Consider the following 26,899-nt stretch of genomic DNA (forward strand, 5'->3'; position numbering starts at 1 on the left):
ATGCCACCGGCGCGTCATCCGATTACGCAAAGCTTGCACACGCACCGAATACACGCCATGCGCAGCGTTCACTGCAATTCGCTATGCTGCAAGGCAACACTGAAACACAACACGCAGCGCAAGCATTCAGGTCATAGCCAACCATTGGCTAAAGAAAAAGGAGTCAGCATGTCCAGCAGTTCCTCGACGCTCGCACGCAGCGACACAGCCACCGGGCTAACACGCGGCCTGATCGCGCTATTCGCATTCAGTTGCGGCGCGATCGTCGCCAACCTGTACTACGCGCAACCGATCACCGAACTGATCGCGCCGTCGATCCACATGTCGAGCGGCATGGCGAGCCTGATCGTCTCGCTCACGCAGATCGGCTACGCGCTCGGCCTGTTCTTTCTCGTGCCGCTCGGCGATCTGCTCGAGAACCGCAAGCTGATGATTGCGACGGCGCTGGTATCGATTGCGAGCCTCGCGGCTGCGACTTTCACGCACGCACCGGGTGCTTTCCTCGCGGTCTCGCTGCTAATCGGCTTTAGCTCCGTGGCGGTGCAGATATTGATTCCCCTAGCCGCGCATCTCGCGCCGGATGAAACGCGTGGACGCGTCGTCGGCACGATCATGGGCGGGCTTCTGCTCGGCATTCTGCTGTCGCGGCCCATTTCGAGCATCGTCGCGGGTCATTTCGGATGGCGTGTCGTGTTCGGCTCGGCTGCCGTGCTGATGGCGATCGTCACGACCGTGCTGGCTCTGACGATTCCGAAGCGCCAGCCCTCGCATCAGGCGACGTATCCTCAACTGATCGCGTCGCTCGGCCATCTGATTCGCACGATGCCTGTGCTGCGTCATCGCGCGCTGTATCAGGCATTGATGTTCGGCTCGTTCAGCCTGTTCTGGACAGCCGTGCCCGTCGAGTTGACGCGCCATTACGGGCTGTCGCAGACGGCGATCGCCGTGTTCGCGCTGGTCGGCGCAATCGGCGCGACGTCGGCGCCCATCGCGGGCCGGCTCGCCGACGCGGGCCACACGGTGCGCGCGACGCTGATCGCGCTGGTGGTCGGCGCGCTCGCCTATACGCCTGGCTTGGTCCATCCGGCGTGGGGCGTTGGCGGTCTCGTCGTGACGGGCGTCGTGCTCGACTTCGCGGTGCAGATGAATATGGTGCTCGGCCAGCGCGAGATTTACGCGCTGCACGCCGCGAGCCGCAACCGGCTGAACGCGCTGTATATGACGAGCATCTTTGTCGGTGGCGCGATCGGTTCGGCGCTTGCCAGCCCGCTCTACGATCACGGAGGCTGGACGCTGGTGGCAAGCGTCGCGACGGCGTTCCCGGTGATCGCGCTCGCGCATTACCTGGTGATCGGCCGGCCGCATGCCGCGGGCCACGCATGAAGATCTGAACGGCCTCTCATTCGACAGCCATAAACAAAAACGGCGCGAACCGGCTCAACTGATCTGCCGGTTCGCGCCGCTTTGCTTGCAGCGCGTGCGTTGCTTGTGAGTCGCCTATGCGCTTATTCGTGCGCGCCGAGCGGCTGAGGCAACGGCCCTGCGTCGTCCTCCTCCATCCGCGCGCTCTCGCCTGCTTTCATCCGTGCGCGCTTCGACCACGTCGCCGTGAGAATCGGCACGAGGATCGCGGTGACGAGGCACGCGGTCGCGACCATCGCCGTCGCTGCCGGCACAACCGGCTTGAAGTGCGGAATCATCTCGCCGATGATCGACGGATTGGCCACCGCCGCACCCGCCGTCGATGATGCCGCGAGGCCCGCCGCGCCATTGCCACCCGCGATATAGCGGTCGGCGAGAATCAGCGGAATGCCCGTGATGACGATCACGCCCAGCCCGAGCAGCACGCCCGGAATGCCACTCTTGACGATCACGTTCAGGTCGATACCGTTGCCGAGCGCAAAGCCGAAGAACGGAATCAGCGGCACCACGCAGCGGCCGAACAGTTCGCGCAGCGCGCTATCCAGATTGCCGAGCGTGAAGCCGATGACAAACGGCAGCACCGCGCCGACGAACAGCCGCGGCTCGAAGAACGCGACGCCCGTCGCGCCGAGAATGATCATGCTGACGAGCGGCCCCGATTCGATCGACATCAGCACGAACGCGCCCGCTTCTTCCTTCGTGCCGTATTGCTGCATCACGGCGGCATAGAGGCCGCCGTTGGTCATGTCCATTGACGTCGTGATGGCCAGCACCGAGAGCCCGGCGAACAATCCTGTCTTGATGCCGTCGATAGGCAGCAGCGACGATGCGATGATCGTCGCGAGCCACGCGACCAGCATCTTCGTGACGAGCAACGTGCCCGACTTGCGCAGCACGGTGCCCGTGGCGCGCAGATCGATGGTTGCGCCCATGCAGAAGAACCACACGGCGAGAATCGGCACAGTGCCCGTGATCAGGCCGTTCGTGAACGACCCAAAGTATTTGCCGGCGCCGGGCGCGAACGAATGTACGCAAGCGCCGAGCAACAGCGGTATCAGCATGAGACCGCCTGGTACGCGGTCGATTGCCTTCTTCAGTTTCATGTCTCCTCCATACGACGCCAGGCCGGTGATGGGAACGGCGGAAAGGTCCGGTATGGTCCGGCTACATCCACCTGTCCGCGGACTATAGCATCGACAAAGGAACGATGTTCCGGTTTTGTTAGCGTCGAGATTAATCGTTTACCCTGCTTTAACAATACCTCTCCCGGAATATGGATATTTGACATTTTCTTTATTTCGGACCGGCGTTCCGATCATGCTAGACTGCGCGCACAATCAACCCGGACGCGGCGTCCAGCGTGCCGCCCAGCAGCGGAGGAGACATGGAAGTCAGGCAGAGCATCAACAGCGAATACGCGAAGACGCTCGACACAACCGGCCTCAGAAAAGAGTTTCTGGTCGAGAAGGTGTTCGAACCGGATGCGCTTGCGCTCACGTATAGCCATATCGACCGGATCATCGTTGGCGGCGCGTTCCCGCAGACGCGCGCCGTCGAAGTGCCCAGCTCGCTCGGTAAATCGATCGGCGTCAGTTATCTGCTGGAGCGGCGCGAACTCGGCGCGATCAATATCGGTGGTGACGGTTGGGTCGAGGCGGATGGCAAGCGCTTTGCCGTGCGCAATGAGGAAGCGATCTATGTCGGCAAGGGCACGCAGTCGCTGACGTTCGGCAGCGACGATCCCGCGCATCCCGCGAAGTTCTATCTCAACTGCGCGCCAGCGCAGGCCACGTATCCGACGCGTACCATCACGCTCGCCGAAGCATCGCCGCAAACGCTCGGCGATCCCGCGACGAGCAACCGTCGCACGATCTACAAGTTCATCGTTCCCGAAGTGCTGCCCACCTGCCAGCTGTCGATGGGCATGACCAAGCTCGAACCTGGCAGCCTCTGGAACACGATGCCTTGCCACACGCACGAGCGGCGCATGGAGGTGTATTTCTACTTCAACGTCGCCGACGATGCCGCCGTCTTCCACATGCTCGGCGAGCCGCAGGAGACGCGGCATATTCTCGTGCACAACGAGCAGGCCGTGATCTCGCCGAGCTGGTCGATTCACTCGGGCGTCGGCACGCGGGCCTATACGTTCATCTGGGGGATGATCGGCGAGAACCAGGTGTTCAGCGACATGGACCATCTCGCCGTGCGCGATCTGCGCTAATGCAACGCAGGTTTTCATCGAACAGGAATCGCGCATGACTATGCATCCTTTGCATCCTCCGCATCCCTTCGATCTCGGCGGCAAGGTCGCGCTCGTCACGGGCAGCAACACGGGACTCGGCGCGGGCATGGCACGCGCGCTCGCGGCCGCGGGCTGCGACATCGTCGGCGTGAGCCGCTCGGACGACAGCGACACCGCGCAACAGGTGAAGGCACTGGGCCGCCGCTACGTCGGCGTGAGCGCGGACCTGTCGAACATCGCGCCCATCGACGACATCGTGCGCGCCGCGCTCGAAGCCTGCGGGCGCATCGATGTGCTGGTGAACAATGCCGGCATCATCCGGCGCGCGGACGCGCTCACGTTCAGCGAGGACGACTGGGATGCCGTGATGAACGTGAACCTGAAGAGCGCGTTCTTTCTTGCGCAGGCCGTCGCGCGTCATTTCGTCGAGCAGGACAAGCGCGGCAAGATCATCAACGTCGCATCGATGCTGTCGTTCCAGGGCGGCATCCGCGTCGCGTCGTACACGTCGTCGAAAAGCGGCATGCTCGGACTGACGCGCCTGCTCGCCAACGAATGGGCGGCGCGCGGCATCAACGTGAATGCGATCGCGCCGGGCTACATGGCGACATCGAACACGGCGGCGCTGCGCGACGATGAGCAGCGCAACAGCGAGATCGTCGCGCGCATCCCGGCGGGACGCTGGGGCACACCCGACGATCTCGCGGGCCCGGTTGTATTTCTCGCGTCGGTGGCTTCGGACTATGTGCATGGCCACACGCTCGCCGTCGACGGCGGCTGGCTTGCGCGGTGATGTGATTTGATGTGAATTGCGCGGCGCACGCGGTATATTTCGGCGATCAGCAACATCGTTGTGGAAAGACGCTGCGGGCAACCGCTGCGCAGACACTATGGCAGCCATCGACAAACTCAAGACCACGGCCACCGCGCCCCGCAAGCGCGCCGCCGCCCCGCTCACGTCCGACGTGGACGCCGCCGATAAGGGCGAATCGCTGTCGTCGATCGCGCGCGTGTTCGCGATCCTCGGCGCGATTGGCGACAGCGGGCAGATTGGCATCAGCGAGCTATCGCAACGGCTTTCGCTATCGAAGACGACTGTGCATCGCGTGCTGCAAACGCTGAAGGCGCTTGGGTATGTGACGCAAGAGGTCGAGACCGAGCGCTATCACCTCACCATCCGGCTGTTCGAACTCGGTGCGAAGGCGCTGGAAAGCGTTGATCTCGTGCGCGAGGCTGATATCGAGATGCGGCGCATTGCGGGCGCGACGCGTGAGGCCGTGCACCTCGGCACGTTTGACGAAGACGCGATTATCTATATCCACAAGATCGACGCCGATTATGGGCTGCGGATGCAGTCGCGCATCGGGCGACGTAATCCGTTGCATAGCACGGCGATTGGCAAGGTGTTGCTTGCGTGGATGGAACCTGCTGAAGCGCGCGAGGTGTTGTCGCATATCGAGTTTCGCAAGTCGACTGCGAAGACGCTCGCTTCTGCCGATGCGGTGATGAGCATTCTGCCGCAGGTGCGGGCGCAGGGTTATGGTGAGGATATCGAGGAGCAGGAGGAAGGCTTACGATGCCTGGCTGTGCCTGTGTTTGATCGGTTTGGGCGTGTGATTGCGGGGCTTTCTGTGTCGTTTCCGACTATGCGGTGTGGGGCTGATACCAAGTTGCACTATGTGGCTTTGCTCAAGGCTGCGGGGGCTGCTGTGTCGGCAAGGCTCGGGTATCGCGAGCCGACGCAGGAAGCGGCTGAGATCACGCATCCGGGCTGACACTGAAGGTCAGCTTTTTTGTTGGATGCGCCTGCGCGGCGCGGGCGGTTCCGTTTTTTTGCCTTCGCGAGGCGGGGTTTTGCTGCGCACGCGGTTTGGCTTTTTTGGGGTTTGCGCTGGCATCCGCGTATTGCTTTCGTGCTTCAAGCGTCGCCCCTGTGCTTTTGCCTCGGCGCTGGCATCCGCGTTATGACTTACCCCTTCACGCGTTGCCCCTGTGCGGGGCGGCACCTACTTTTCTTTGCCGCCGCAAAGAAAAGTAGGCAAAAGAAAGCGGCTAACACCGCTAATTCTTGTGTTTGCCTGAGGGCCCCCAGACGGTCCCACGCTTCACACGGCAATCACGTGACTCATGTTCGTTGCCAACGCTCTGAATTGACGCCTCACCCGCTTCACGCGTCCGCGTCGCAACACGCCGTGCCAGATATTCCACTGCCGCCCAGGTGGCAAACTGTGTGTAGGCCGTAGCACCGCACACTCCTCACTCCGGACCGACAGCGCATGCGTCCCACCCTGTAAGAGCGCCAGGCTATACGCCGCGACAACCTACACATAGTTTGCCACCTGGGCGGCGGAAACCATTCGCTGCCGTTAGCCGGTGCATGGGAATGCGAAGTGGGTGAGGCGCTTAGTTCGCGCGTTGGCAACGAGCGCCAACAGAGATGTTGCCGTGTGAAGCGTAAGACCCTTTGGGGGCCCTCAGGCAAGAAGAAATGTTGGCGGTGTTAGCCGCTTTCTTTTGCCTACTTTTCTTTGCGGCGGCAAAGAAAAGTAGGTGCCGCCCCGCACAGGGGCAACGCGTGAAGGGGTACGTCATAACGCGGATGCCAGCGCAGAGGCAAATAAACCAAACAGCGTCCGCAGCAACCACCGCCTCGCGAAGGCGAAAAAAACCAAACCGCCCGCGCCGCGAAGGCGCAAAAAAAACTCACCGCGGGGAACCCCGCAAATACTCCCCAAGAAAATCAACAAACGTCCGGAGCTTCACGGAAAGCTGATTACGTTCAAGATAAATCGCATGAATATCCGCCCCGGGCAGCGCCCAATCGACCAAAAGCGGCACGAGCGCGCCCCGCTCCAGATACTCCCCAATCTCCCACTGCGAACGCACAACCACACCACGCCCTTCCAGCGCCCAGTGCAGCACTGCACTGCCATCATTACTCGCTAGCGGCCCATCGACCTTCACAGTCTCCACGCGCTTGCCGCGCGAAAAATGCCACGTCCCATAAGCCGACTCATTCTCGCGCAGCACAATACACGCATGCCGCGTCAGATCATGCGGCAGCAAAGGCGTCCCATGACGCTTCACATAGTCGGGCGACGCGCACACGATGCGCCGGTTCTTCATCAACAAACGCGCATTGACACGCGCATCAGGCACCTCGCCAAACCGGATGCCAAGATCAAAACCCTCTTCCTGCAAACTCATCGGCCTATCGGTCAGATGAAGCTGAATCTTCATCGACGGAAAACGCGCAACGAAATCAGAAATCGCAGGCGCAATCCGCGCACGACCGAAACCGAACGAAGCATTCACACGGAGCAGCCCCGCCGGCTCAGCGCGGCTACGCGTCACCAGTTGTTCGAGTTCCTGCAGCTCGTCGAGTATCCGCGAACCGTTCGCGAGATATAGCTCGCCTTCCGGCGTCAGGCTCAGACGCCGCGTCGTGCGGTTCATCAGGCGCACGCCGAGCCGCCGTTCGAGTTGCGCCAGGCGCTTGCTGACAGCCGGCGGCGTCACGCCAAGCTCGCGCGCCGCCGCCGCCAGATTGCGATGCCGCGCGACCAGCGCAAACAGATTCAGATCCGAAAAGCCGTCCATTTTCACTGTCTCCCAACGTCCGTCACGATTCGTTCCTTTAAGTTACGACCGGAATGCATTTGCGGAAACCCTATCGCTCAAGGCATCAATTAGACTCGATTCAACCTTGGGAGACAACGATGTTCGAAGGATTCACGGATGCGTCGGCACACATCGACGGCATCACGATTCACGCAATCAAGGGCGGACGCGGTCCCGCGCTGCTGCTGTTGCACGGCCACCCGCAGACGCATGCAATCTGGCACAAGGTCGCGCCCACACTGGCCGCCCACTTCACCGTGATCGCCGCCGACCTGCGCGGCTACGGCGACAGCGGCAAGCCGCAAGGCGCGGCGGATCACGCGAACTACTCCAAGCGCCGCATGGCGCTCGATCAGGTTGAATTAATGCGCGCTCGCGGCTTCGCGTCGTTTGCGGTGATCGGCCATGACCGCGGCGGACGCGTGGCCGCGCGCATGGCACTCGATCACCCCGACGCCGTCGAGCGCCTCGTCACGCTCGACGTCGCGCCGACGCTCGCGATGTACGAGAAAACCTCGTTCGATTTCGCCCGCGCTTACTGGCACTGGTTCATGCTGGTGCGTCCCGCGCCGTTTCCGGAGACGCTGATCCGCGCGGACCCGGACCTCTATTTGAAGCAGACGATCGGCGCGCGCAGCGCGGGCCTCGCGCCGTTCACGACCGAAGCCTACGCCGACTATCTGCGCTGTCTGTCCGATCCCGCTACCGCGCATGGCATCTGCGAGGACTACCGCGCGAGCGTCACGATCGATCTCGAACACGACCGCGCGACGCTCGCCGCGCGTGAGCAGATCACGTGCGACTTTCTCGCACTATGGGGCGCGCAAGGCGTGATCGAGCAATGCTTCGAGCCCCTTGCGGAGTGGCGACCGTACGCACCGCAAGTCCAAGGCGAAGCACTGCCCTGCGGCCACTACATCCCGGAAGAAGCGCCGCAACTTTTCCTGGACCGCGTGCTGCCCTTTCTTGGCGCGTGACTCCAACACAAAGGAACCCCACATCACCATGTCGAAACGAACCCTCTACCAGAAGCTCGTCGAGTCACATCTCGTCTCGCGCATCGACGAACAAAACGTGCTGCTGTACGTCGATCTGCATCTGATGAACGAGTACACCAGCCCGCAGGCCTTCAGCGCGCTCGAAGCGCGTGGCCGCGCGGTGCGCAGGCCACGGCAGCAACTCGCCGTCGTCAGCCATATCATTCCGACTCACGCCGAAACGCCGCGCGTGATCCGCGACGCCAAATCGCTCGTGCTCGCGCAGAATCTCGGCCGCAACTGCGAACGCGCCGGCATCCGCCTGCTCGCTGCGAACGATCCGATGCAGGGCATCGAGCACATCGTCGCGCCCGAGATGGGACTCGTGCGGCCCGGCATGGTCGTGCTCTGCGGCGACAGCCACACGACCACGTACGGCGCATTGGGTGCGCTGGGCTTCGGCATCGGCACGTCCGAGGTCGAGCATGTGCTCGCGACGCAAACCCTCGTCTATCGGCTCGCGCAAACCATGCGCATCGTGATCGACGGCGCGTTGCCTTATGGCACGTCGTCGAAAGACGTCGTGATCTGGCTGCTCAGCCGGATCGGCGCACAAGGCGCGCGCGGCTATGCCGTCGAATTCGCGGGATCGACCATCGCTTCGCTATCCGCGGAAGCGCGCATGACCTTGTGCAACATGACCGTCGAAGCCGGCGCGCGCGCCGCGCTGATCGCACCCGACGCGACCACTTTCGACTATGTGCACGCGCATGCCAACACGCTCGACGAAACAGCGTGGCAAACCGCCCTCGACGACTGGCGCACCCTTCGCTCCGACGACGACGCGCACTTCGACGCCGAACACCGTTTCGACGCGCGCGACATCGCGCCGTTCGTCACGTGGGGCACGAGCCCCGACCAGGCCATCGCAATCGATGCACGCATCCCCGGCGAAGCCGAACAGCCTTCGCGGGAAGCCGCCGCGTCGCTGCGCCGCGCGCTCGACTACATGGGACTCGAAGCACAACAGCCGCTGGCCGGCACGCGGATCGACCGCGTCTTTATCGGCTCGTGCACGAATGGGCGTATCGAAGATCTGCGCAGCGTCGCGCAGATCGTTCGCGGCAAGCACGTCGCGCAAGGCGTGCGCGCGATGGTGGTGCCCGGCTCGGGCAGCGTGCGCCGCGCAGCCGAACAGGAAGGCATCGCGCAGACGCTGATCGACGCCGGCTTCGAATGGCGCGAGCCGGGCTGCTCGATGTGCCTCGCGATGAACGACGACATGCTCGACGAAGGCGAGCGCTGCGCATCGACGACGAACCGCAATTTCGAAGGACGCCAGGGACGCGGCGGCCGCACGCATCTGATGAGTCCCGCGATGGCAGCGGCAGCCGCGCTGACCGGCTGCATCACCGACGTCCGCACACTGGAGGCACACGCGCAATGAACCGCTTGACGATCATCGAAGGCACGGCAGCGCCGTTGCCCATCGACAACCTCGACACCGACCAGATCATGCCGAAGCAGTTCCTGCGCATCGTCGACAAGGCTGGTCTTGCAGATGGATTGCTGTACGACCTGCGCTTCGATGCGCAAGGCGTGCCTCGCACCAACTGCGTGCTCAATCAGCGCGCCTGGGACGGCGCGCGCATCCTGATCGGCGGAGCGAACTTCGGCTGCGGATCGAGCCGCGAGCATGCGGTGTGGGGCTTGCAGCAATACGGCTTTCAAGCCGTAATCGCGCCGAGTTTCGCGGAGATTTTCTACTCCAACGCGATGAACAACCGGCTGCTGCTCGTGCAACTCGAACGCGACGCAATCGATGCACTCGTGCAGGCTTCGACCCAAACGCCTGAATCGAAGCTGCGCATCGATCTCGAACGGCAAACCGTGACGGCTGCACACGGACAGACCTACACGTACCCGCTCGGCGCGCGCCATAAGCAAATGGTGATCGAAGGAATGGATACGATCGATCTGACGCTCGCGTCCCTGCCCGATATCGAAGCGTTCGAGCGCGCGCATTTCGCGCGGCGCGCATGGGCACAAGTCCTATGAAAGCCGCGCCGCCATCGCCATAGCGGCTTCGACAGCCGCACCACCCTTTCACGTTCAGACACGCCGATTCCCTTCCGACTGCAGAAGGGAACGGCCCCGCTTTGCCCCGAAAAACGGAGGAGACATGAAGCGCAAACCGTTCTACAAGGTTCTTTATGTACAAGTGCTGTTCGCCATCGCGGCGGGCGTGCTGCTCGGACACTTCGCGCCGCATGAAGCCGTCGCGCTGAAACCGCTCGGCGACATGTTCGTCAAACTGGTGCGGATGATCATCGGGCCGGTGATCTTCTGCACGGTCGTGACGGGCATCGCCGGCATGCAGGACATGAAGAAGGTCGGACGCGTCGGCGGCAAGGCGCTGCTGTATTTCGAGGCCGCGTCAACGCTCGCGCTCGCGATCGGTCTCGTTGCCGCACACGTGCTCAAGCCAGGCAGCGGCTTCAACGTCGATCCGGCGACACTCGATGCGAGCGCCGTATCGAGCTACGCGGCGCAGGCCGCGCATGGCGACGGCATCGTCGCGTTCGTCATGCACGCGATCCCCGAGACCTTCGCTGGCGCGATGACGCAAGGCGATATCCTGCCCGTGCTGGTGATCGCGATGCTGTTCGGCTCCGCGCTGGCCGTGCTGGGCGACAAGGCCGCGCCCGTGACCAACCTCGTCGAGACGCTGTCGAAAGCGTTCTTTCGCATCGTGCATATGATCACGAGCCTCGCGCCCATCGGCGCGTTCGGCGCGATGGCGTTCACGATCGGCCGCTACGGCATCGTCTCCCTGCTGCCGATGCTCAAGCTGATCGGCTCGTTCTATCTGACGGCGGCCCTGTTCGTCGCGATCGTGCTGGGCGTGATCGCCCGGCTGTGCGGCTTCAGCCTGTGGCGCTTCCTGGTGTATATCCGCGACGAGCTGCTGATCGTGCTCGGCACGTCGACGTCCGAGGCGGCGCTGCCTCAGCTGATGGAAAAGCTCGAACGGCTTGGCTGCCCGCGCGGCGTGGTCGGGCTCGTCGTGCCGACGGGTTACTCGTTCAATCTTGACGGCACGAACATCTATATGACGCTCGCCGTGCTGTTTCTCGCGCAGGCGACCAACACGCACCTGACCGTCACGCAGGAAATCACGCTGCTGCTGGTGACGATGCTGACATCGAAAGGATCGACGGGCGTGACGGGCGCGGGCTTCATCACGCTGGCCGCGAGTCTGTCCGTCGTGCCGACCGTGCCCGTCGCGGCGATGGTGCTGATACTCGGCATCGACCGCTTCATGTCCGAGTGCCGCGCGCTGACGAATATCGTTGGCAACGGTGTGGCGACAATCGTCGTGTCTGCGCGGGAAGGCGGTCTGGATCGCGACGCGCTTGCCGCCGCGCTCGGACGCCGCGCTGACGCCCACGTTGACCCACACTTCGGGACATCGGCCGCAGCGCAGAGCACCGATATCGAAAAAGCATAACCTCGCGTTTTTCCTCATCACACAAATACTGCGCAATGTGCGCTACATCGCATCCGGCCGGGTCGATTGCTGGCAACTTTATTCACATCATGTTGATCGTGCGGACGACGCGATGCGCGTCCGCTACTCGGGGTCGTCCCTGGTAAAGGCGTGCAGCATGGGTGTATGTCAGGTTCCGGCGGGAGGCTGATTCGCATGCGGTCAGCACCGGACACGCGTACAGAGTTGTGTTTGCCGTGTATGACCACCAGCGAGGTAACAACCATGAGAATCAGCACATTGCTCGGGTCTGCGGCGTTGACCGTGGCCTTCGGGCCAGCCCTTCTGTCCGCCGCTGCGTGGGCTGACGGGCCGCGGTCAGCCTATGACAATGGCGGCGCAAACGAGGCTTCGCTCGATCCAGGCGAAGAGCAGATGACAGCCGACGAGGAAAACAAGGCACGCCTGAAGGATCTGAGCGACGCCTATCACAGCGGCTACAACGCCCGCGCGAAGGAGGATGCCGACACTTACGCTTCGTTGCGCGAGCAGTTGAAGCGCACGTCGAAGGCCAACGTGCAGCAACCGCCGCCGTTGCCGTCCGACATGCCCGCCGACGACAACGCGCAGGTGCGGCGCGTTAATCAGCCGCGCGTCGCGCAACGGCAGTTGCAGGCGCAAGCAGCTTACGACGATGACGATGCCGCGCCCCTGCAATATGCCCCCGCGCCGCCGCCCCGTCCGCGCTACCGGCCCGCGCCTGTCGTCTATACGCAGCCGCCGATGTACGAGGGCCCTTCGCCGGAAGAGATGCAAACGGTGGTGTTCCAGCCGTATCAGCCGCCGCCCGTGCAGTACGTGCCTGTCTACCACCAGCCTGTCTACGTGAGCCAGCCGGTCATGCCGATGCAGTATGCGGCGCAGGTGCCGGCGTACCGCCCCGGGTATTACGGCTACCGCGGTTACGGCTGGTAGTACGAAGCAGAGTGTGTTGTCTGCATGCCGCGCCTTCGCAAGAAGGTGCGGCATGCGCACGTCCATGCGCAGCGCCCCTATCCATCACCAGCCAAACTTCGCCTCGACGCCCACATAGTCCGCATTACGCGCACCCAACGCGCGTATCGAATCGCCGACTTCGAAGTGCACCGCTTCCAGGGCGAGCGCGACATTCGAACTAACGAGCCAGTCGGCGCGAACCTGCGCGTACATGCCCGTCCAGCGCGTGCCCTTGCCTGCCGTGCCCGGCACCACGGCCGAACCCTGGCCGTAGACGGCATCGGCTGTCGTCGCGCGCCACTGGAAGCCTAGCGCCGTCAACAGCGTGACCTTCGGCGTCACCTTGAAGGTGATCGACGGCTTCACGTGGATCAGGTTGCTATAACCCGTGTAGCCCGCCAGCGTGAAGTAGTAGCCGTTGGGGAACAGCGGGTTGAAGGTTCCGACGCGTCCGTCACCCGGATGCCGGTCGCCCGATGCGCCGTCCACCTGCAAGCCGAGCCGCGGCGAGCCCGCCACGGTTGCAAACGTATAGCCGCTCAGCACGCCGAACGCCCACGCGCCGATCGTATCGTTACCGACGTGGCCCGTCTGCAGCATCGTTTCCGCGTCCCAGTCGAACGGCGCGACCTTGCCCGCGTAGCGCACGTCGAACACGTCGCGATGTTCGGTGCCCGTGGCATCGATAAAGTGCGCGTTGTCGCGGTTGTAGCGCGACCAGTACGCGGACAGATCGCCCGGCCCTGTGTTTGCGCGCTCGACGCGTACGCCGCTGAACGTCAGATGCCGATTCGACACGTCGTCGAAAGCCGTGACGTCACGGTACTGCACCGGCTGCGTCAGGTAGCCGATGAAGCGCCATTTGTCGATCTCATAGTCGGCCCACAGCGCGTCATATGCCTGGCGCACGTTCGGGCCGTCGCGCACCGACACGAAGCGCTGCAAGTCGAACGCCATCTCCTGGCGGCCGACGCGCGCCTTGAACGTTCCGCCGCCTACGCCATAGACGAACGCGACGAACGCCTGCTCGATATCGAGCGGATTCTTGTCGACGGGTGTGACGGAATCCTTGCCGAAGGGACGTGCGTCTTCGAGCTGAAAGAACGCCTGCACATGCTCGCCGATGTGGGCGTCGGCATGCACCTGCGCGCGCTGGATCACGTAGCTGTCGGGCCGCGCGCTGCCGAGACCGAACAGCGGCGTGTTGTTCAACTCGAAGCGCTCGCGCAGGGTCGCGCCTAGCGACAGATATGTCGACGGGTCACCGCCGAGGGGTATGTACTTCAGCGCATCGAACGGCTCGCGCGGCACGCACGGCAATGCCAGAACCGACCAGTCCTCCTGCCAGCGGTTGAACGACAGCGGCGACGGCCGCTTCGCGGTGCATTGCGATGCGTCGGCTGCGCTTGTTTCCGCCGTGCCTGTCTCTGCCGTGTCGGCGGCGAGCGCGTTCGCGCCGTCCGCCAGACTGCACACAGCGAGCGCCGCGCAAGCGGCGGCTCTCTTCGCGCTTTTGATTGAACGACGCACCGTCACTTCTTCGCGTCGTGAATCTCGGCGACGTAGCCGCCAGGAAATTCGACCATCGCGCTGCGCCCTTCGACCGTGCTGCTCGCGGGCGACAGCACCTTCACGCCAACGCCTTGCGCCTTTGTGAGCGTCGCGTCGAGATCGGCGACCTGATAGCCCGTCGTCTCGCGGCCATACGGATACGGCAGCTTGCCGTCCGTCACGAACACGAGCATGTTGCCGAAGCCCGACGCGATACGCACGCGCCGGATCGTGTCTCCGGGCCGGCCGATTTCGCTGCCATCTGCACGGCGGTTATCGGAGACGACCTTGCCATGCGAGAAGCGCACGAAACGCTTGACGAAGTTGTCGGCCGCCTGCACGGACACGTAGACGCGATTGTCGGGCACCGTTTCGAGCAGACCATACGAAGGCGCCTTCGTGTGCCAGTAGAGCTGCATGTAAAGACCGCCCGGCCACTGGATGACAGCATCCTTGCCAATCGGGTCGTCGAACGTATCGACGATCACATCGGCGCCCGCTGCGCGCGCGGCGCGCACGGCCTTGTCGATATCGGTGACGAGATAGCCGGTGCGCTCGCTGCCGAACGGATACGGAACCGGCGTCTGGAACGCGAACACCGACAACATGCCGACAGGCGTCTGCACATATTGCGAGGCCGTCTTGCTCGGCGTCGGCGTGACCGTGAACACGGCGCGCGGCGAAGCCTTGCCGCCGAACGTCGCGACGAAGCTGTCGACGAATGCGTCGATGTCCTGGTTCGACACGTAGACGTGCGTTGTGTCGTACTGCGGCCCGACGGACACGACGGGCGCGCCCTTGCCCACGTTCTGATGGTCGGCTTCCGCGAAGGCGGGCGAACCGGCCAGCGTCACGCCGAGCGCCGCAATCGACACGACAGCCGCGCGCAACAATCGATACATCTTGACGGTACTCATGAAAACACTCCTTGCTGGTAATGGTTGCCGCCGCGTCTCGTCTTGACGCGCGGCGCGATCAGGTTTGCGCCGGCGCTGCGCCCGTGCTTCTCGACAGCGCGGCGAGCACGCACAACGCGGCGAGCGGCAACAGCAGCGCCCAGAACGACGCGAGCAGATACCCGGCCGCACCCGCGCCCGCGCCAATCGCAAAACCGGCGACGGGCGGCAACGTGCGCCACAGGCGACTGCGCGCCGCCTGCCGCGCTTTCGCGTCAGCGGGTGAAAACAGCAGATCGAACACGTCGATCACGGCTTGCGTGACGTTGCCCGTCATCACCGTGTTCGCGACGACTGAGCGTGCGGTCAGGCGGCCATGCGCGTTCTGCACGCCCATCGCTGCCGCGCCGAGCAGGCCGCAGGCAATCGTCAGCGGCGCGTCGGAATCGGTGATGGGCGCGGCCAGCACGCCCGCTGCCATGAAGCCCGTCAGCAGTGCCGCCTGCAGCACGTACAGTGCGCAGGCGCGCACGCCATGTCCGCGCGCAAGCAACTGGTTGTCGAGCACACGCGCGACCACGATGCCCGCGACGAACGCGGGAAACGCGAGCCACTTGATCAGCAGCCCCGTTCCCGCGCCCGCGAGGCCCGAGCCAATCAGAATGAAATTGCCCGTGACGTGCGCGGTGAAAAGGCCAAACAGCGCGACGAAGCCGAGCGTGTCGACATAGCCCGCGATGGTCGCAAGCCAGGTGTCCTCGCCGGGTACGTGATCGAGTTGCGCTGCAAGTTGCGCCTCCGCGCCCGTGCTCACTGGTCCTTGCTGCATGACGGAGTCGGCTTGTTGCTGGCGACGGAGGGCACGCTTTGCGTTTGCGCGTCGGGCGTGCGTATCTGCGCCTGCACGAACGGAATCGCATGCTCGCCGATCACGATGCCGAGCAGTCCCGCGAGCGCGATCAGCGGCGGCGCGGGCGACTGCACGCGCACGAGGTAATACAGCAGGCCGACCACGAGGCCAGCGCCCAAAGAAATCAGGTATGACATGGTTTGCTCCTTCGTTGCGTCACTCGTCCGCCCGCGGCGAGCCGAGAATCAGCGCGGGCAGCGATGCGTGCGCGGCCTCAGTGGCTGCAATCGCAAGCGGCGTGTGCGGAATGCACACGCCTGCGACTTCCACGGGCCGCGTCGCGCGTTCATTCGACACGATCGATTCCATCGCCTGCGCTCACGCCTGTCGTTGCCCCGACGCATGCGGCCGCAGCGTAAGCCGGTAACGACCCGCGCCGCCGATCGCAATGGTGCCGAACAGGATCAGCAGCATCCACGCGAACTGCCCCTGATCCAGCGTCCATTCGCGATGCACGAGGCCGAGCGCAATCACGCTGACCAGCATGATCGGCAGCGCGGCGAGCCGCGTCGCGATGCCCGCGATCATCAGCAGCGGACACACGACTTCCGCGAAGATCGCAAAGGCCAGCGTCAGCGTCTTGCCGAAATGCAACGGGTCTTCGATCGCGTCGAGCTGGCTCGCGTAGTGGAGTGCCTTCGGCAGTCCATGCACGAGCAGCACGAGCACGCTCGCGGTGACGCGCAGAAACAGCAGCGCGGCGTCGGGTGCGGAAAAGCGGTTCATTGCGTGCGTGCACCTCAGAATGCAAAGCAGCTGCAACCGAGCGCGCCCCAGAACGAGTTCGCGTCGCCCGCAGGCACGTTGCTGCGCCAGGCCCATCCATGCGCGTGACGATGCACGCCGCACAGGTTCACGCACGCGTCGTTGCACGATCGCTGCAGCGGCGCAGCGGCGGGACGGTAGCGCGCGTAGCCGCCATACTCCGCGACGGGCGACCACGTCGGGCTGACGGGCAGCGCAGGCGGAGCAAACGTTTCGAACTCGTCGGCGGCATAGACGACGCGGCCGTTGACGACCGTCAGCACCGAGGTCAGATGCTTGATCGCGTCTTCATCGACGGTGAAGTAGTCATCCGACAGCACTGCGAAATCCGCGAGCTGGCCCGGCACGAGTGCGCCCTTGCGCGTCTCGTCGTTCGAGAACCACGCGCTGCCGACCGTATAGCGGCGCAGCGCTTCCATGCGGTCGAGCCGGTCTTGCGCCGCGTACATCGGCGTGCCGCCCACCGTGCGTCCCGACACCAGCCAGAACAGCGACACGAACGGATTGAAGCTCGCGACGCGCGTCGCGTCCGTGCCCGCGCCGACGGGCAGCCCCGCAGCCAGCATCTGCCGCACGGGCGGCGTGCGCGCAGCCGCTTCCGCGCCATAACGCGCAATGAAGTACTCGCCCTGATAGGCCATCCGGTGCTGGACCGCGATGCCGCCGCCAAGCGCGGCAATCCGCTCGATATTGCGCTGTGAAATCGTCTCGCAGTGGTCGAAGAACCAGCGCAGGCCCGCGAACGGCGTGTCCTGATTGACGCGCTCGAACACATTGAGAAAGCGTTCGATCGATTCGTCGTAAGTCGCATGCAGCCGGAACGGCCAGCGGTTCTGCACGAGCAGGCGCACGACGGCTTCGAGTTCGCTTTCCATCGCGCCCGGCAGATCGGGGCGCGGTTCCAGGAAGTCTTCGAAGTCGGCGGCGGAGAACACCAGCATTTCGCCCGCGCCGTTCACCTTCAGGAAATCGTCGCCGTCGCCGGGTTTCGTGACCTTGACCCACTTCGCGAAGTCTTCGATTTCCTTCTTCGCGTTCTGCGTGAAGAGGTTGTACGCGATACGCACCGTCAGCTCGTTGCGCTTCGCGAGTTCCATGATGACGGCGTAGTCGTCGGGATACGCCTGATAGCCGCCGCCCGCATCGATCGCGCTCGTCACGCCGAGGCGGTTCAGCTCGCGCATGAACTGGCGCGACGAGTTCATCTGGTCATCGAGCGGCAGCTTCGGACCTTTTGCGAGCGTCGCGTACAGCAGGCCCGCATTCGGGCGCGCGATCAGCATGCCCGTCGGATTGCCGCGCCGGTCGCGCTGGATTTCGCCGCCCGGCGGATTCGGCGTATCGCGGTCGTAGCCGACGGCGCGCAGCGCCGCTGCGTTCAGCAGCGCGCTGTCGTAGAGATGCAGGATGAAGACGGGCGTATCCGGTGCAATCGCGTTGATCTCTTCGAGCGTCGGGCCGCGCTTCTCCGCAAACTGAAATTCGTTCCATCCGCCGACCACGCGCACCCATTGCGGCGCCGGCGTACGCGCAACCTGCGCGCGCAACATCTCGAGCGCATCGCGCAGCGACGGCACGCCATCCCAGCGCAACTCGAGATTGAAATTGAGGCCGCCGCGAATCACGTGAAGGTGCGAATCGTTGAGACCGGGAATGACCGTGCGGCCCTTCAGGTCGATGCGGCGCGTCGAATCGTTCGCCCATTGCATCATGTCGTGATCGTTGCCGCTCGCGACGATCTCGCCTTTCGCGACGGCGAGCGCCGTCACGAACGAACGCTTGTCGTCCTGCGTCGCTATCTTGCCGTTGTAGATCACCAGGTCCGCAATGCGGGCGGGCTGAATGGGTGCGGTCATCGTCGCTCTCCGTGAATCGTGGTCAGGCGCAATTCGCACGCGACGTCAGTGACGCCGCGCGCGAATCAAAACAGAAAAATGCTAGAGGCAATAAAGCCCGATCAGCCCAAATCAGCCTGCCTCGCTCGCGTGCTCGCCGAGAATCTGCTTCGCGTAGCGCACGCCGATGCCGTATGCGCTGTGCGCCTTGAAGATGTCCATGCAGCCTTCGTACGTTTCACCGCGCGCCCAGTCGCGTTGCAGTTCGCACATGAATTGCAGCGAGTTCATCGGCACGGCGCCCGCCTGGACGATGCGTTGCACCGCGCGCTCGTGCGCTTCTTCCGTGATGTCACCGCATGCGTCCGTCGGCACGTAGATTTCGAAGCCTTCGTTCAACATCTGGATGGTCGGGAAGGTCACGCACACTTCCGTCCACAGGCCCGCGATCACGATCTTCTTGCGGCCCGTTGCCTTGATGGCGTCACGGAAGCCCTTGTCTTCCCACGAGTTCATCGACGTGCGGTCGATCGGCTTGATCTCCGGAAACACCGCTTGCACTTCGGGCAGCAGATGGCCGCTGAACGAGTCGGCGGCGATCGTCGTCAGGATGGTCGGCACGTTGAAGAGCTTCGCGGCCTTCGCGAGGATCTGGACGTTGTGCAGGACGGTTGTGCGCTCGTGCGAGTGCGTGCCGAAGAACATCTGCGGCTGATGGTCGATAAGCGCGAGCGCGCACGTGTCGGGCGTCAACAGTTCATGTGCCATGAGTAGCTCCATTTCGCAGGCATGCGAGAGACCCGCACGGTTGCCTGAAGGCAGCCGTGCTAGCGTCCGGTTAGTGGATGAATCCAGTCGACGTTGCATCGGCTATGCGGATGCAAACGGTTTCCCCCCGCGGCTTAGGCGCGAGTTTCACAATGCCGTGCGGGCATTTCGACTTGCGAGAAGATTAGTGACGGGCGGACTTAAAGTCCTGATGCGCGCCTTAAACGTTATTAAGCAACGTTATTAAGTGACATCAATAAGTGACATTAATAAGTGACGTTATTAAGCGCGAGACTGAACGGAAGCAACACGCAGCGATGCGCGCGCGGCCGACGCATCGCGCGCAACGGTACGTTCGACGCCGTTGCGCTGTTCCCAGTCGAGCGATGTCGCGAACCAGCGTTGCGCGTCGTCGTGACGACCGAGCTTGCACAGGACGTCGCCCTTGATTCTGCACAGCTCGGCGTAGTACCAGCGCTCGCCATTGTCGTCGGCGTGGCGCAGTGCGTCTTCAATGATGGTGAGTGCTTTCTTGTCACGCGACGCCTTCATCAGCGCGACAGCGAGCTGCCCCTGCAACGGCGAAAGCTGCGCGAGATAGCCCGTTGCGCGCAGCGTGGAGATCGCGCTCGTCAACAGCTCTATCGAATCAGCTCCCGGCGTTTCGAGTGTCGCGAGCCATGCGTCGTAGCACGCGCAGCATGCGCTCCAGATCGTGAAGCCAAAACGCGTCGACAGTTCATGTAGCACGTCGATGCCATGACGCGCGGCCGCGAGATCGCCATTCAGCAGCGCAATCGGCACGAGCGCTTCGACGAGCACATAGCAGATGACGATTTCATGGTCGTACTGCGCGGCCGAATCGAAGCAGCAAGCGGCGAGATCGTACGCCCCGCCGCGCTCGCCTTGCACCCACCGCACGCGCGCCAGCGTCGCGCGCGCGGCGATGCCATGATCGACGCGAAAGCCCGGCGTGTGCCAACGGCTCAGCGGCTTTTCTTCGTACGCTTCGATCATCCGCTCGAGCAGTTCGCGTGCGCGCGGCTGGTCGCCCGCATAGTGCAGCGCGATCCCTTCGACGCGCCCCGACAGCACGACAAGCGTTGCATCGCCGTTGCTACGCGCGTGATCGCCAAAACGGCGCGCGAGCATCAGCGCATCGCGCGCGCGTCCGCTGTACTGATGCCAGTTCCACACGCCCCAGCGCGCCCGCGATGCATAGTCGGCATGACCGGCCTGCATCGCCTCGTTCAGCACGAGCGTCCATGCTTCGCGCGTTTCCGTCAGCGGACCTTCCGTATAAACGAGCGCGGCGGAGAGCGCCGACATGAGCCGCAAGTGTGCTTCGACAGCGACGCTGCCACCTTCTTGTGCATCAGAAGGAACGAAGTGCAGCGCGGCGCGCGCACGGCTGCAACATTCTTCGACCAGCGACAGCTCATATAGATAAGGCACGGTGACAGCCGCGAGCGCAATGCCCGTCGCGTGATCGCCACGTTCGCCCAGTGTCCAGTCGAGCGCGGTTCGCAGGTTGCCGAGCTCGCGCGTGAACTCGCCAAGCCATTCGACGACGGGCCGTTCGTCCCAGCGCTTCTGCGCCGTTTCGAGCATCTGCAGAAACAGCACCGCATGCGCGCCCGCTGCGCGGATGCGCTCGCCATTGTCGTCGAGTTGCTGCAAAGCGTAGGCGCGCGTCGATTCGAGCAAACGGTAGCGATACGACGAGCCTTCGAAATCCGTCGTCAGCAACGAGCGCGATACGAGACCGCTCACGGCATCGAGCGCTTCCATGCGCGTGAGCCCCGCGTGCTCCGCCATCGCGCAAGCGGCGTCGAGCGTGAAGCCGTTGACGAACATGCCGAGCCAGCGCAGCAACTTCTGTTCGTCGCAGCTCAACAGACGGTAGCTCCAGTCGAGCGTCGCCTTGAGCGTCTGATGGCGCGGCAAGGCCGTGCGCCGGCCGCCCGTGAGGATGCGGAAGCGGTCGTCGAGATGCTCGGCCAGCAGGCCGATGCCCAGCAACGCCGCGCGCGACGCAGCCAGTTCGAGCGCGAGCGGAATGCCGTCGAGCCGGCGGCACACTTCACCCGTCAGACGAATGCTGGTTTCGTCGAGCGAAAAGTGCGCGCCATCGGCTTGCGCGCGTGCCAGAAAGAAACGCACGGCGGCCGTGCGCAACACATCGGTGCCGGGATCGTCCGGCGTCGGCACGGACAGCGGCGGCACCTGATAGACGATTTCGTCGCGCACGCGCAAGGCTTCGCGGCTCGTCGCCAGCACGCGCATGCGGCTGCCCGCGCCCGTCAGGGACTCCGCGATGGCGGCCACGATCTCCAGCACCTGCTCGCAGTTGTCGAGCACCACCAGCGCATCGCGGTCGCGCCATTCGGCAGCGATCTGCGCAAGCGCGGTGCGGCTCGCGGAAAGCCGGCTGCCCATCGCGAACGCGAGCGCGTCGAGCGCCGACGGCGCATCGCTCACGGCCGCGAGCGGCACGAACACGACGCCATCGGCGAACGCGTGCTGGATCGCATGCGCGACTTCGACCGCGAGGCGCGTCTTGCCGATGCCGCCTGTGCCTACGAGCGTCACGGCCTGATGCGCGCGCAGTGCGGCCGCCACGCCGTCGAGCGCGTCCTGCCGGCCAATCAGCTCCGGCATGCGGGCGGGCAAAGGCTGACGTGAAGGTCGCGCGGCGTCAGCGCCGACTGATGCATCCTCTTGCGCGGTGGACGGCACATTGGCGCCGTCGCGCGCGTCGACGTCGTCATGCATGACCAGACGGTAGCCACGGCCGGGCACCGTGCGCAGACGCTCGCGCTCGTCGCCGAACGCACGGCGCAGCGCGGAGATATGAACCTGCAGATTGTTCTTTTCGACGACCGTGGTCGGCCAGACGACGCGCATGATCTCGTCTTTCGATACGAGTTCGCCGTCGGCGGCGATCAGCAACGCGAGTATGTCGAACGCGCGGCTGCCGATCGGGACCTTCTGCCCATCGAGACGCACTTCGCGATGATCAAGTGAAATCTCGAGTTGACCGATCTTGATCGTCATCATCTGAAGAGGTGATGTTGAGGACTGTGGAACTCACAACGGCCGTTACGCAACGTTGAAAGACTCACACTATACGATGCCATATCGACATGAGCTGTGACGATTGCAGCCATGACGGCACGAAACGACCAACGGGACCGACTGCAAAGCAGTGTACAACGAACAAAAGCCGCCCGGCATGCCTGACGGGCGGCGTTCTCGATGCTTTGCTTCATGCACGCCGATGAGCGCGCCGCGAATGCCCGGATGGTTACTGCTTCAGGAACGACAGCAGGTCGGCATTCACCTGCTCGACATGCGTGCTGCACATGCCGTGCGGCGCGCCTGCATAGACCTTCAGCGTCGCGTTCTTCACGAGCTTCGACGCCAGCTTCGCCGAAGCGTCGATGGGCACGATCTGATCGTCGTCGCCATGCAGGAAGAGCGTGGGCACGTCGATCTTCTTCAGGTCATCCGTATAGTCGACTTCGGAGAACTGCCTGATGCACTCGTACTGGCCTTTGATCGAACCTGCCATGCCCTGACGCCAGAAGTCCTGGATCAGCCCTTGCGAGACCTGCGCGTCGGGACGGTTGAACCCGTAGAACGGCGTCGCGAGATCGAGGTAGAACTGCGAGCGGTTGGCGGCGACGCCCGCGCGAATGCCGTCGAACACGGACATCGGCAGACCGCCCGGATTGTCCGCCGTCTTCAGCATCAGCGGCGGCACGGCGCCGATCAGCACGGCCTTCGCGACACGCTTCGAGCCATGACGGCCAATGTAATGCGCGACTTCGCCGCCACCCGTCGAATGGCCGACCAGCATCGCGTTCGTCACGTCGAGCGCATCGAGCACGGCGGCGAGATCGTCGGCGTAGGTGTCCATGTCGTTGCCGCCCGAAGCCTGGCCTGAACGGCCATGTCCGCGACGGTCGTGTGCGATCACGCGATAGCCCTGGTTCACGAGGAACAGCATCTGCGGGTCCCACGCATCGGCGGACAGCGGCCAGCCGTGCGAGAACACGACGGGCGTGCCCGTGCCCCAGTCCTTGAAGAAGATGTCCGTGCCGTCCTTCGCCTTCACGAAGTTGTCACGCTGATTGTGCGCGCTCATTCATTGTTCTCCGTCGTTGCGTCGCATCGCGCACGCTGGCGCGGCGCGGGTCTGGTGTCAGAAGAGACGGAGCTTAGCGAGGTCCGCAGTCAAAGTCCTTATGCGCGGCTTAAACGTCCTGAACGGAACCTTGCGCGCTTGATGGAATGAATGCTTCAGCAGGCGCGCGTCGCACTCGCGAGCACGCGTCTGCGGAGATTAATAAATTTTCAGGCGGATTCAAACCCGGGTGATCGTGCTCGTCAAACGCCGTTGGCCATCGCTGGCTGGCCGCTGTCGGCATCGAGTGACGGACGCGTGTCATGCGTCAGATGCAGAAGCACGGCAAGCCGTCTGATATCGGGCGCGCTCGATTGCAGGTCGACGCGCTTCGACACGTCGGCCAGCAGCGATGCCGCCCGCGCCGTCTCGCCGCGTTCGAGCAGATGGTCCGCGAAGTTCAGCACGGCGCGCAGTTCGAGCATCGGCGCATGCTGCTCTCTGGCCGTCTGCATCGCGTCGAGCAGATGGCGGCGTGCTTCCGTTTCGAACTCGTCGGCCATCGACGCCCGCCCGTTCGACTGGATCACGCGCGATTGCTCCAGCGTCGTCACGCCCATCACGCGCTGCAGTTCAGCGATGAAGAAATGCTCGCCATGCGCGTTGCAGAACTCGAGCGCCTCCTCGAGCTTGAGGCGCGCTTCGGCGATGCGCCCCGTTCTCGCCATCGCTTCCGCGCAAATGGCGATCACGGGCGTCAGCACTCGCCGGAAGCCGCACGACAACAACCGTTGCAGCGCGGGTTCGAGCTTTGCCAGGCCGGCGTGCGGGTGTCCCTGCAGAATGTCGAGGTGTCCCGCGTGGCACTCGCCGTACGCCTGCCATATCTCGAAGCGATTCAACGCGACCTGCGATCGCAGCACTGCGAGATAGCGCGCTGCCATTTCGAGCTCGCCGCATTGCAGCGCCAACGGCACGGCAGCGACGGCGAGCACGTGACTCAGCGAAGGCTCCAGCATGTCAGGCCGGATCGAATTGACGACGTTCTCGACCAGTTGCATCGCCCGCTCGGGATGCCCCTGCATCCACACGATCCGCGCAAGCGTGCCGTTGCCGAACGTGAACGGATCGACGGCAACGCCAAGGCTGCCGGGCGCGATCGGCCCGAGTTCGGTCAGCGCGGCGATCGCCCGCTCCAGCCGCACGCGCGCCTGTTCGTGCTCACCAAAGCAATGCAGCGACACGGCGATCATCTCTGCCGCGAGAATCTGCTGCCATGGCGTGCCGCAGCGTTCGGCAAAGGCCTGGAAGCGCGTCGCGAAGCGGAACGACGCGTGAATGTCGGACGATGCGAGCATCGAGTTCCATGCGCCCCACAGCGCGCGCGCCTCGAACGCATCGTCGCGTGCCTGGCGCGCGAGCACCAGCACGCGCTTCCACAACGGGCCCGCCTCGCGCACCGCGCCGCCCGTGTGCAGCAAGGTCGACGCATACGCGGAACACAGGCGCATTTCACACAGCGTATCGACGGAACCGGGCGGCAGTGCATCGAGCGCGGCCAGCGCGCGGCCCGAACGTTCATAGCATTCGTGCAGCAGCGGACCTTGCAGCAGCGTCCCCACCAGCGAGCCCGCCAGCGCGACGCCGAGCGCGGGATTGCCGCCCGGCGAGAAAGCCCATTCGAACGCGGCGCGCGCGTCGTCGAGCGCAAGACGCGGCTCGGTGTTAGCGAGGCCCTGCGCAGCACCGCTGACCGACACCTTGCCGTGCTCGATCCGCTCCTGCAGATAGTGCATGTGACGGGTCGCGATGCGCTGCAGCTCGCCCTCATCGCGCAGCTTCTCCATCGCGTACGCACGCGTCGATTCCGTCAGCCGGTATTGCGCAATGGCGCCGCGGAACTCGACGCTCAACAGCGACTTGGCGGCCAGTTCGCTCAGGCTCGAAATGACGGAGGCGATCGGCATGTCCGGCTCGGTCGCGACTGTGCAGACCGCGTCGAACGTGAAGGCGCCGGCGAAGAAACCGAGCCGCCTGAACAACATACGCGAAGTCGTGTCGAGCAGCGCGTAGCTCCAGTCGAAGGTCGCGCGCAAGGTCTGATGGCGCGGCAGCGCGGAACGCAGCCCGCCCGTCAGCAGGTTCAGGCGGTCGTCCAGACGCGAGGCCACGCCTTCGACGCCGAGCGTCGCCACGCGCGCGGCAGCCAGTTCAATGGCAAGCGGCAAACCTTCCAGCCGCCGGCAGATTTCGCCGACCAGACGGACCGCGTTTTCATCGGCGCCGCATTCGGGCGCAACCGATTTCGCGCGCTTCAGGAACAGTTCGACGGCCGAATGCGCGAGGATCGCGTCGGTGGATGCACCGCTCGCGGGCACTGTCAGCGGTTCGACGCGAAACACGGACTCGGCCCAGATATGCAGCGGCTCGCGGCTCGTCACGAGCACGCGCAGCGCCGGATTGCGCGCGGCCAGTGCTTCGACGAGACTCGCGACCACGTCGATCACGTGCTCGGCGTTGTCGAGCACGAGCACACACGGCGCGGCGGCGATCACGTCGGCGAGACTTTCCTGCGTCAGGTATTCATCGGATGCATCAATCCGCAATGCGCCCGCCAGCGCCTTGAGCACGGTGTCGCGCGTCGAGGCTTTGGCCAGTTCGACGAAGCACACCGGCTCGTTGACATGGTCGCCCACGGGTTCGCGCATGGCCCGCGCGACATGGACGGCCAGACACGTCTTGCCGATACCGCCCGCACCGACCAGCGTGACGACGGACGCATGGCCAAGCCGCTCGACGATCTGCGCGACCTCGCCCTGACGCCCAACCAGCGTCGTGGCGCAGGCAGGCAGCCCGCCGCCATTCGCGAGCGGTCCGCCCTGCCGTTCCGGCGCGCGCGCGTGACGGTTCTCCGACACGAGCAGATAGCCGCGCCCCGGCACAGTCTTGATGAGTTCGCGGTCCGCGCCGAACAGCTTGCGCAACGCGGCGATATGCACCTGCAGCCGGTTCTCCTCGACGATCGAGCCGGGCCACACGGCATCCATGATGGCGTCCTTCGACACGATGCCGCCGTCCGCGCGATACAGCACCACGAGAATGTCAAAGGCACGTGCGCCGATCCGCACCGAGCGGCCGTGCTGACGAATCTCTCGCTGTTCGAAGTTGACGAGCAATGTGCCAATCTGAATCATGGCCGCCTCCAGGAAACGCTGTGCGCGGGTTCGATTGAACGATGGGGTGCACCTGGTTGAAGGTCGAAGATCGGGTGCGTCAAGTTTTCGCTATGTGCGTGGG

22 protein-coding genes are annotated in these 26,899 nt (G+C 64.1%); 9 read left to right on the forward strand and 13 right to left on the reverse strand.

All coding sequences use genetic code 11. The features are described from left to right. The first annotated feature begins 168 nt into the window (after window positions 1-168). Window positions 169-1,383 carry an MFS transporter gene (locus SB822_RS10775; RefSeq protein WP_410854633.1) on the forward strand — a complete coding sequence of 405 codons (1,215 nt, stop codon included), beginning with the start codon at window positions 169-171 and terminating at the stop codon, window positions 1,381-1,383. A 122-nt stretch (window positions 1,384-1,505) separates the two neighbouring features. On the opposite strand, the gene kdgT is transcribed toward SB822_RS10775, so the two are convergent. Further along, entirely contained in the window at window positions 1,506-2,525 is a 1,020-nt protein-coding gene (gene kdgT, locus SB822_RS10780) for a 2-keto-3-deoxygluconate transporter (RefSeq protein WP_079502687.1), read from the reverse strand. 281 nt (window positions 2,526-2,806) lie between these two features. On the opposite strand from kdgT, the gene kduI reads away from it, so the two are divergent. From kduI to kdgR, 3 genes are all read left to right on the forward strand, one after another. After that, window positions 2,807-3,643, forward strand: coding sequence for a 5-dehydro-4-deoxy-D-glucuronate isomerase (gene kduI, locus SB822_RS10785; protein WP_410854634.1), 837 nt, complete (start codon window positions 2,807-2,809; stop codon window positions 3,641-3,643). Window positions 3,644-3,677: 34 nt separating this feature from the next. Next, the gene (kduD, locus tag SB822_RS10790; protein WP_114223451.1) at window positions 3,678-4,457 is read left to right on the forward strand and encodes a 2-dehydro-3-deoxy-D-gluconate 5-dehydrogenase KduD; all 780 of its coding nucleotides are present in this window, start codon (window positions 3,678-3,680) and stop codon (window positions 4,455-4,457) included. A gap of 97 nt (window positions 4,458-4,554) precedes the next feature. After that, window positions 4,555-5,439: a DNA-binding transcriptional regulator KdgR gene (kdgR, locus tag SB822_RS10795; RefSeq protein ID WP_007578963.1), complete on the forward strand. Its 885-nt coding sequence runs from the start codon at window positions 4,555-4,557 to the stop codon at window positions 5,437-5,439. Between the two features lie 928 nt (window positions 5,440-6,367). Here kdgR and SB822_RS10800 read toward each other — a convergent pair. Then, window positions 6,368-7,264 (reverse strand): LysR family transcriptional regulator, encoded by an 897-nt coding sequence (locus SB822_RS10800; RefSeq protein WP_114223452.1) that lies wholly within the window; start codon window positions 7,262-7,264, stop codon window positions 6,368-6,370. 119 nt (window positions 7,265-7,383) lie between these two features. Here SB822_RS10800 and SB822_RS10805 point away from each other — a divergent pair, with 119 nt between their 5' ends. The 5 genes from SB822_RS10805 to SB822_RS10825 all read left to right on the forward strand — a co-directional run bounded on the left by SB822_RS10805 (window position 7,384) and on the right by SB822_RS10825 (window position 12,727). Continuing rightward, entirely contained in the window at window positions 7,384-8,262 is an 879-nt protein-coding gene (locus SB822_RS10805; RefSeq protein WP_410854635.1) for an alpha/beta fold hydrolase, read from the forward strand. 28 nt (window positions 8,263-8,290) lie between these two features. Then, the gene (leuC, locus tag SB822_RS10810) at window positions 8,291-9,709 is read left to right on the forward strand and encodes a 3-isopropylmalate dehydratase large subunit (protein WP_410854636.1); all 1,419 of its coding nucleotides are present in this window, start codon (window positions 8,291-8,293) and stop codon (window positions 9,707-9,709) included. Continuing rightward, window positions 9,706-10,320, forward strand: a complete 615-nt coding sequence (gene leuD / locus SB822_RS10815; protein WP_410854637.1) for a 3-isopropylmalate dehydratase small subunit — start codon at window positions 9,706-9,708, stop codon at window positions 10,318-10,320. The genes leuC and leuD overlap by 4 nt, the downstream gene beginning before the upstream one ends. A 124-nt stretch (window positions 10,321-10,444) precedes the next feature. Next, entirely contained in the window at window positions 10,445-11,773 is a 1,329-nt protein-coding gene (locus SB822_RS10820; RefSeq protein WP_410854638.1) for a dicarboxylate/amino acid:cation symporter, read from the forward strand. 264 nt (window positions 11,774-12,037) lie between these two features. Continuing rightward, window positions 12,038-12,727: a hypothetical protein gene (locus SB822_RS10825; protein WP_410854639.1), complete on the forward strand. Its 690-nt coding sequence runs from the start codon at window positions 12,038-12,040 to the stop codon at window positions 12,725-12,727. Window positions 12,728-12,811: 84 nt separating this feature from the next. Here the strand turns inward: SB822_RS10825 and SB822_RS10830 are convergent, their stop codons facing one another. The 11 genes from SB822_RS10830 to SB822_RS10880 form a co-directional block, all read right to left on the reverse strand. Further along, complete coding sequence (locus SB822_RS10830; RefSeq protein WP_410854640.1) at window positions 12,812-14,284, reverse strand: alginate export family protein; 1,473 nt, start codon at window positions 14,282-14,284, stop codon at window positions 12,812-12,814. Then, entirely contained in the window at window positions 14,281-15,216 is a 936-nt protein-coding gene (locus tag SB822_RS10835) for a glyoxalase (RefSeq protein WP_410854641.1), read from the reverse strand. Before SB822_RS10835 ends, SB822_RS10830 begins: the two co-directional genes overlap by 4 nt. A 58-nt stretch (window positions 15,217-15,274) precedes the next feature. Beyond that, window positions 15,275-16,024, reverse strand: coding sequence for a YoaK family protein (locus SB822_RS10840; protein WP_410854642.1), 750 nt, complete (start codon window positions 16,022-16,024; stop codon window positions 15,275-15,277). Then, a complete protein-coding gene (locus tag SB822_RS10845; RefSeq protein ID WP_007578979.1) occupies window positions 16,006-16,242 on the reverse strand; it encodes a DUF1427 family protein in 237 nt (78 codons plus the stop codon). Before SB822_RS10845 ends, SB822_RS10840 begins: the two co-directional genes overlap by 19 nt. Before the next feature lie 19 nt (window positions 16,243-16,261). Continuing rightward, complete coding sequence (locus tag SB822_RS10850) at window positions 16,262-16,402, reverse strand: hypothetical protein (protein ID WP_410854643.1); 141 nt, start codon at window positions 16,400-16,402, stop codon at window positions 16,262-16,264. 21 nt (window positions 16,403-16,423) lie between these two features. Next, window positions 16,424-16,831, reverse strand: coding sequence for a DoxX family protein (locus tag SB822_RS10855; RefSeq protein WP_007578982.1), 408 nt, complete (start codon window positions 16,829-16,831; stop codon window positions 16,424-16,426). A gap of 14 nt (window positions 16,832-16,845) precedes the next feature. Beyond that, window positions 16,846-18,726 (reverse strand): amidohydrolase, encoded by a 1,881-nt coding sequence (locus tag SB822_RS10860; RefSeq protein WP_410854644.1) that lies wholly within the window; start codon window positions 18,724-18,726, stop codon window positions 16,846-16,848. A gap of 111 nt (window positions 18,727-18,837) precedes the next feature. Continuing rightward, the gene (locus SB822_RS10865) at window positions 18,838-19,473 is read right to left on the reverse strand and encodes a hydrolase (RefSeq protein WP_007578987.1); all 636 of its coding nucleotides are present in this window, start codon (window positions 19,471-19,473) and stop codon (window positions 18,838-18,840) included. A gap of 282 nt (window positions 19,474-19,755) precedes the next feature. Beyond that, the gene (locus SB822_RS10870; RefSeq protein ID WP_410854645.1) at window positions 19,756-22,533 is read right to left on the reverse strand and encodes a winged helix-turn-helix domain-containing protein; all 2,778 of its coding nucleotides are present in this window, start codon (window positions 22,531-22,533) and stop codon (window positions 19,756-19,758) included. A 247-nt stretch (window positions 22,534-22,780) separates the two neighbouring features. Continuing rightward, the gene (locus tag SB822_RS10875) at window positions 22,781-23,623 is read right to left on the reverse strand and encodes an alpha/beta fold hydrolase (protein WP_410854646.1); all 843 of its coding nucleotides are present in this window, start codon (window positions 23,621-23,623) and stop codon (window positions 22,781-22,783) included. Window positions 23,624-23,865: 242 nt separating this feature from the next. Then, window positions 23,866-26,796: an ATP-binding protein gene (locus tag SB822_RS10880; protein WP_410854647.1), complete on the reverse strand. Its 2,931-nt coding sequence runs from the start codon at window positions 26,794-26,796 to the stop codon at window positions 23,866-23,868. Window positions 26,797-26,899 lie beyond the last annotated feature (103 nt).

Origin of the sequence: Paraburkholderia sp. SIMBA_054 (assembly GCF_046534875.1) — a bacterium.
In the GTDB taxonomy this organism is placed as follows: Bacteria; Pseudomonadota; Gammaproteobacteria; order Burkholderiales; family Burkholderiaceae; genus Paraburkholderia; species Paraburkholderia hospita.

Bases quoted from the DNA above. Each gene is read 5' to 3' on its own strand.
- kduD (WP_114223451.1), top strand. From the start codon at position 3,678: ATGACTATGCATCCTTTGCATCCTCCGCATCCCTTCGATCTCGGCGGC.
- SB822_RS10825 (WP_410854639.1), top strand. From the start codon at position 12,038: ATGAGAATCAGCACATTGCTCGGGTCTGCGGCGTTGACCGTGGCCTTC.
- SB822_RS10805 (WP_410854635.1), top strand. From the start codon at position 7,384: ATGTTCGAAGGATTCACGGATGCGTCGGCACACATCGACGGCATCACG.
- kduI (WP_410854634.1), top strand. From the start codon at position 2,807: ATGGAAGTCAGGCAGAGCATCAACAGCGAATACGCGAAGACGCTCGAC.
- kdgT (WP_079502687.1), bottom strand. From the start codon at position 2,525: ATGAAACTGAAGAAGGCAATCGACCGCGTACCAGGCGGTCTCATGCTG.
- SB822_RS10775 (WP_410854633.1), top strand. From the start codon at position 169: ATGTCCAGCAGTTCCTCGACGCTCGCACGCAGCGACACAGCCACCGGG.
- SB822_RS10835 (WP_410854641.1), bottom strand. From the start codon at position 15,216: ATGAGTACCGTCAAGATGTATCGATTGTTGCGCGCGGCTGTCGTGTCG.
- leuC (WP_410854636.1), top strand. From the start codon at position 8,291: ATGTCGAAACGAACCCTCTACCAGAAGCTCGTCGAGTCACATCTCGTC.
- SB822_RS10845 (WP_007578979.1), bottom strand. From the start codon at position 16,242: ATGTCATACCTGATTTCTTTGGGCGCTGGCCTCGTGGTCGGCCTGCTG.
- SB822_RS10800 (WP_114223452.1), bottom strand. From the start codon at position 7,264: ATGGACGGCTTTTCGGATCTGAATCTGTTTGCGCTGGTCGCGCGGCAT.
- SB822_RS10865 (WP_007578987.1), bottom strand. From the start codon at position 19,473: ATGGCACATGAACTGTTGACGCCCGACACGTGCGCGCTCGCGCTTATC.
- SB822_RS10870 (WP_410854645.1), bottom strand. From the start codon at position 22,533: ATGATGACGATCAAGATCGGTCAACTCGAGATTTCACTTGATCATCGC.
- SB822_RS10855 (WP_007578982.1), bottom strand. From the start codon at position 16,831: ATGAACCGCTTTTCCGCACCCGACGCCGCGCTGCTGTTTCTGCGCGTC.
- SB822_RS10820 (WP_410854638.1), top strand. From the start codon at position 10,445: ATGAAGCGCAAACCGTTCTACAAGGTTCTTTATGTACAAGTGCTGTTC.
- SB822_RS10880 (WP_410854647.1), bottom strand. From the start codon at position 26,796: ATGATTCAGATTGGCACATTGCTCGTCAACTTCGAACAGCGAGAGATT.
- SB822_RS10875 (WP_410854646.1), bottom strand. From the start codon at position 23,623: ATGAGCGCGCACAATCAGCGTGACAACTTCGTGAAGGCGAAGGACGGC.
- SB822_RS10860 (WP_410854644.1), bottom strand. From the start codon at position 18,726: ATGACCGCACCCATTCAGCCCGCCCGCATTGCGGACCTGGTGATCTAC.
- kdgR (WP_007578963.1), top strand. From the start codon at position 4,555: ATGGCAGCCATCGACAAACTCAAGACCACGGCCACCGCGCCCCGCAAG.
- leuD (WP_410854637.1), top strand. From the start codon at position 9,706: ATGAACCGCTTGACGATCATCGAAGGCACGGCAGCGCCGTTGCCCATC.
- SB822_RS10840 (WP_410854642.1), bottom strand. From the start codon at position 16,024: ATGCAGCAAGGACCAGTGAGCACGGGCGCGGAGGCGCAACTTGCAGCG.